Source organism: Pseudoalteromonas sp. SR45-5, assembly GCF_014163565.1.
GTDB classification, from domain to species: Bacteria; Pseudomonadota; Gammaproteobacteria; order Enterobacterales; family Alteromonadaceae; genus Pseudoalteromonas; species Pseudoalteromonas distincta.
Genome location: NZ_JACJDN010000232.1, coordinates 1 through 5,783, shown reverse-complemented (window position 1 = coordinate 5,783; position 5,783 = coordinate 1). Strand labels below are relative to the sequence as shown.

The 5,783-nt window shown below is 40.5% G+C and carries 4 protein-coding genes; 1 reads left to right on the top strand and 3 read right to left on the bottom strand.

The genetic code is table 11. The features are described 5' to 3' along the window. Positions 1-41: 41 nt before the first annotated feature. The 3 genes from msrA to H5072_RS10270 all read right to left on the bottom strand — a co-directional run bounded on the left by msrA (position 42) and on the right by H5072_RS10270 (position 4,818). Positions 42-578, bottom strand: coding sequence for a peptide-methionine (S)-S-oxide reductase MsrA (msrA, locus tag H5072_RS10280; protein WP_182693477.1), 537 nt, complete (start codon positions 576-578; stop codon positions 42-44). 85 nt (positions 579-663) lie between these two features. Then, a complete protein-coding gene (locus H5072_RS10275) occupies positions 664-3,762 on the bottom strand; it encodes an efflux RND transporter permease subunit (RefSeq protein WP_024603401.1) in 3,099 nt (1,032 codons plus the stop codon). 3 nt (positions 3,763-3,765) lie between these two features. After that, complete coding sequence (locus H5072_RS10270; RefSeq protein ID WP_002958748.1) at positions 3,766-4,818, bottom strand: efflux RND transporter periplasmic adaptor subunit; 1,053 nt, start codon at positions 4,816-4,818, stop codon at positions 3,766-3,768. Positions 4,819-5,064: 246 nt separating this feature from the next. Here H5072_RS10270 and H5072_RS10265 point away from each other — a divergent pair, with 246 nt between their 5' ends. Next, positions 5,065-5,769 (top strand): DUF2982 domain-containing protein, encoded by a 705-nt coding sequence (locus H5072_RS10265; RefSeq protein WP_024596874.1) that lies wholly within the window; start codon positions 5,065-5,067, stop codon positions 5,767-5,769. Positions 5,770-5,783: the final 14 nt, after the last annotated feature.

The window sequence follows — 5,783 nt, the reverse complement described above, 5'->3', positions numbered from 1 at the left end:
GGGCTTTTTAATGTGTAGCTAAGTTTAACTACTAAAATTAGCTAGTCAGCTAAGAACTCTTTAAATACGGTTTCAAACTTGTGTAACTTAGGTGCTATTAAAATACTACAGTAACCCTGCTGTGGGTTTTCGTTATAGTAATCTTGATGATAATGCTCTGCTGGATAATACGTAGTGGCAGGGCTGACTTCTGTCACAATTGGCTCAGCGACATGGCTTTGCAGTTGAGTTATCATTTCGTTGGTTTGCTTAAGTTGAGCTTCATCGTGATAGTAAACCACACTTCTATATTGTGTGCCTATATCGTTACCTTGGCGATTCAATTGTGTTGCATCATGCAGTGTGAAAAACATTGCTAAGAGTGTTTCAAAGCTAACTACAGTCGCGTCAAATTCAATTTTAACAACCTCAGCGTGACCGGTTGTGCCTGAGCATACAGAATCATATGTTGGGTTATTTGTTTCACCGCCGGTGTAGCCAGAGCTTACGGTTAGTACGCCATTTACACGTCTAAATGCAGCATCTATACACCAAAAACAGCCGCCACCAAATGTTGCTACTTGCGTTGTTGAGCTCATAAGTATTCCTAAAATGTATATGGGGTTTAAAGGCGAGCATAAATTGTATGCGCCGCAACAACAAGGTTACGGCGCAATTAAGAGGCTAGATCTCTTCGAAAGGTTTTTCAGCGGCTTGTTTGTCTAATTTTTGCTGTAAAAATTCAGGTGATTGAGTGTTACGTGCAAGTGCATAATATGCAGCAGGTACAACAAAAAGAGTTAGTAGGGTCGATACAATAACCCCAGTAAACACGACTACACCTATCACCATACGGCTTTCAGCGCCCGGACCTGAAGCAAGTACTAAAGGTACCGAACTCATAACCGTAGTCAGCGAGGTCATAATAATAGGGCGCAAACGCTGAGTTGCTGCTTGCAAAATAGCTTCACTAAATTCAACGCCTTTATCGCGTAGTTGGTTAGTAAATTCTACAATCAAAATACCGTTTTTAGCACTTAGCCCTATGAGCATGACAATACCTATTTGGCTGTAAATATTTAAGGTAAGTCCTGTAGCCCAAAGTCCGAACATAGCGCCCATTAAACCAAGTGGTACGGTAAGCATGATGACGAACGGATGCATAAAGCTTTCAAACTGTGCTGCCAGTACTAAAAAGGTAACAGTGAGTGCAAGTATAAATACGTAGGTCATCGCTGATGCGCCTTCGTAATAAAGCTGCGACTCGCCTTTGTAATCTACGGCGCCATCTATATCGTTTTCTTGCGCGGCTACTTCGTTTAAAAAGTTAAGCGCTTGCTCAAGCGTATAACCGTCGGCTAAGTTGGCGCTTAATGTAATTGCGCGCATACGGTTGTATCGGTTTAAGCGCGATGCGGTTGCTTCTTCTTTTAAGCTGATAAGGCTATCAAGTGGGACTAGTTCACCGCTTCGTGATTTAAGATATATATTTGAAATGTCAGTAGGGTTAGTAAAGTCTTCTTTAGTCCCTTTTAAAATTACATCGTATTCTTCACCACGGTCAATAAAGGTTGTAACACGGCGCTGGCCAAGCATTGTTTCAAGTGTACGGCCTACATCAGATACAGAAACGCCTAAATCAGCGGCCTTGTTTTTATCTATGCTGACTAAAAACTGCGGGAAGGTTTCTTTATAATCATGATCGATTCTTACTAAACCTGGGTTTTGTTCAGCACGCTTAATTATACGGTCACGCCAATCGGCAAGTTGTGCATAATCATTACCTTGCAATACAAACTCAATAGGGCGAGATGAACCACCACCGCCAATACCACGGCGCATAATGGCAAATGCACGAACATCGGTAACTTCTTGCATTTTACCGCTTATTTCGTCCATTACTTCCCATGTTGAGCGTTTGCGTTTATCCCAATCGGCCATACCAACAATAGCAACACCGCCGCTGCCACCCCAGCCAGGTACTCGAACAAGTACGCGACTTAGCTCACCTGCTTGCGAGTAAGGCATTAAGCGTTCTTCAATTTTAGCCATATTAGCGGCATTATTTTCATAACTTGCGCCCTCAGGGCCGCTCATCATAATAAAGAACGTGCCACGGTCTTCTTTTGGCGTTAGCTCAGAGGGGACTTGTAAAAACAACGAGTAACTAACAAAGCCCGCTAATAATAGGCTCACCATTAAACCCCATTTACGGGTTATGTTGGTGGAGAGTGAATTACGGTAACTTACTTCAATTTTAGTAAACTGGCGGTCCATCCATTGGCTAAATTTATTTGGTTTGTCTGATACTTTAAGTACTTTAGAACACAAGGCTGGTGCGAGAGTCAGCGCTGTAACACTTGAGAAAAATACGGCAGCACTTACCGCCATTGCAAACTCAGTAAATAATGCCCCTATACGGCCATCCATAAACACCAATGGCACAAACACCGATATTAGTACAAGCGTGGTTGCGACAATGGCAAAACCAACTTCACGCGCACCTCTATATGCAGCTAGTAATGGCGGCTCACCCAGTTCAATACGACGGTGAATGTTTTCAAGCATTACAATGGCATCATCTACTACTAAACCAATAGCCAGTACTAATGCAAGTAAAGTTAGTAAGTTGATTGAGTAGCCCATTGCTAATAAAAACATAAAGCTACCAACAAGTGCGACCGGTACGGTAACCGCAGGAATAAGCGTTGCTCGTATATTGCCTAAAAACAAAAATATAACGAGTACGACTAAACCCATAGAGATGGCAAGTGTGCTGTAAACTTCACTAATTGATTCTTTAATAAATACAGACGAATCGTAGCTGTCTTGAATTGTGGTGCCTTCAGGTAGGTTACGTTTGATTTTTTCAAGTTCACTGCGTGCGTTATCTACTACGGTAAGCGTGTTTGCTTTAGCTTGTTTTACAATTCCTAGGCCAATCATGTTGCGCCCGTTACCACGAAATAAGCTTTCGTCATCGGCAGCTTCTAATTTTACGTCGGCAACTTCACCTAAACGCACTAAATAACCTTCTTCACCACGTTTAATAACAAGGTTTTTAAAATCGCGCTGATCTTTATAACTACGTGCGGTACGCACGGTAAAGTCGCGATCTATTGATTCTATTTCGCCGGCAGGTAATTCAACGTTTTCTGTACGCAGTGTATTTTCAATATCGCTCGAGGTAATGCCACGTGCAGCCATTGCTTGGCGGTTTAGCCAAATTTTCATGGCGTATTGGCGCTCACCACCAATACGCACGTTAGATACACCATCTACAACGGCTAAACGGTCAACGATAAAGCGCTGTGCGTAATCAGAGAGCTGTAACGAGTCCATTGTTTCGCTGTTTAATACAAACCATGCGATTGGGCTTTCATCACTATTTGACTTAGACACTTCTGGTGGGCGTACCTGATCGGGTAAACTATCAAGTGCACGTGCTACACGTTCGCGTACATCGTTAGATGCGGCATCTATATCGCGGTTAATATCAAACTCAATGGTAATGTTTGAACGCCCATTACGACTAGATGAGTTTATACTTTTAATGCCTTCAATACCGGAAATTCGATTTTCTATTATTTGCGTTATTTTTGTTTCTATAATTTCGGCAGAAGCACCTGTGTATTCAGTGCTGATATTTACTATTGGTGTTTCAATATCAGGGTACTCACGAAGTGGCAGCATAGTAAATGCAACCAGACCAAAAGTAAGAAGCAGTAAATTAATTACTATGGCAAAAACGGGGCGTTTAACGCTAGTATCAGTAATTTTCACGTATTACCCCTTTACGCTTACTTTACTACCAGAGCGAATTTTTATTAGCCCTTCAGTAACAATTTGCTCGCCATCATTTAAACCTTCATCGATAGCAACCCAGCCATTATTTCTGCCAGCAACATGCACTTCAACCTTATTGGCTACTCCGTCTTGAATTTGAAAAACAAAGTGTTTGTCTTGTAAAGGGATAACCGCTTTTTCTGGCACCATTAAAGCTTGGTTACTGCTTAGCTCAAGTGCTGTATTTAGTAACATACCAGGGCGAAGTAATCCTGATTTATTAGCAAAACTTGCAGTTACTTCAACACTGCGTGTTACCGAATCAATACGCGAGCTAATATGCGTTACCTTGCCGTTAAATGTCTGCCCTGGGTAGGCATCGTTTTGGGTAAGTACTTTCATACCTATGTTTAATTGTGCTAAATATTTTTCAGGTACTTTGAAGTCAACTTTAATAATACTAATATCATCAAGTGTGGTGATTATTGTTGTGTTGCTTACGTAGGCGCCAACTGATATTTCACGCTTACCTAACAGGCCTGAAAATGGCGCGGTAATAGTCATTTCATTTAACTTTGTTTTAGCGCTTTCTAGTTGAGCTTCAGTGGCATCAACACGAGATAATTGCTCTTCAAGTAATGACTTTGCCGTTGATTGCGAGCGTGAAAGTTCGGTAAGGCGATCTAACTGGCGTTTTTCCTCACGTAAGTTAATACCGAGTTCTTTAACTGCAAGTTGCTCTTGTTGGCTTTGTAACTGTACTAATTTTTGTCCTTTACTGACTAAGTCGCCATCTTTAAAATATATATCTGTGACATAATCGTTTTGCGCACTTTTTATATAAATAGCTTGGTTTGCACGTGCACTACCGATGGCCTCTATCATCACTGCGTTTTCCTCAGAGGTAACAGTATGAGCCGTTACTTGGGTAGACATTTGTGATGAATCGGCTTGTTCGCCGTGGCTAGCGGGTAAATATAAATAAACGCTAAATATTAGAAGTAACGTAATAATAAATGGAAAAAGTGCTTTACCTGATTGTCTTGAGTACATTGATTTCATACCTGAAAATGAATTGTAAGTATTGTACGAAATAAGACCGTGAAAAGACGGTTATGTATCTCATAAATTTGTGCGTTAAGCGTAAAAGTAAATAAGATTTATTCATTGTTCCTATTTTGTTGAGGAAAAAGCGGTAATGTATGAAATTTAAAACTAGCTGTAACTTATGTATAACAACAAGAAAGGTCATAATTTGGGGCATTATTATGTTTGTTTTTTATATGGTGTTTTATCGATATGGATAAATCTGACAATGTCATTAAGTTTCGGGCACAGGGCGCGCGAAACGCAATTGAGGCGATTGTTGTAGGTGCTATAGGCTTAGTCTTTATTATGTTATTTAATTTACTGAGGCCGGGTGAGATTAGCATACTTGAAATATTTTTAGTGAGCTTGTGCCTTGTGGCTATTTTTATTGGATTTTTAAAATCTCAAGAACCATACCATAGCCTTATATTGAGCGAATCTGAGCTCGTTTATTGCCACAAGTACGGAGCTTGGTGTATGCCTCATAGTAACTTTCATCACAGTGGAATACCTAAAGTAGAAGATGGCTTTGACTATTTAGAATTAAATGCGGTTGGCGTTAAGGTAAATGATATAGACGACTTTTTATCAAGCATAGCGCCTAGAATTGCAGGGAAATTATTAATAGAGCAGCGTAATTTATTTATGCAAGTTGTTCAAAAACATTGCAAAAATGGCAATTGCCCATCAGAATGGTTAATAGAAGATACACATTACACATCCCATAAAGGGATAAGCTATACTGGGCTTATAGCCATGTTTGCTAATAGAACTAAGCACCTTCAGCAGCTAACAGGTTACGATTTATTATTGCCTGCCAGCGTGTTAGATAGAGATATTTGGGCGTTTAGTGCTAACTTAAATAAGTGGAAGCGCGAGCCTAGTCAGTTTATAGCGTCGCAGCTTAGTAATTAAGCTACGACTGTAGG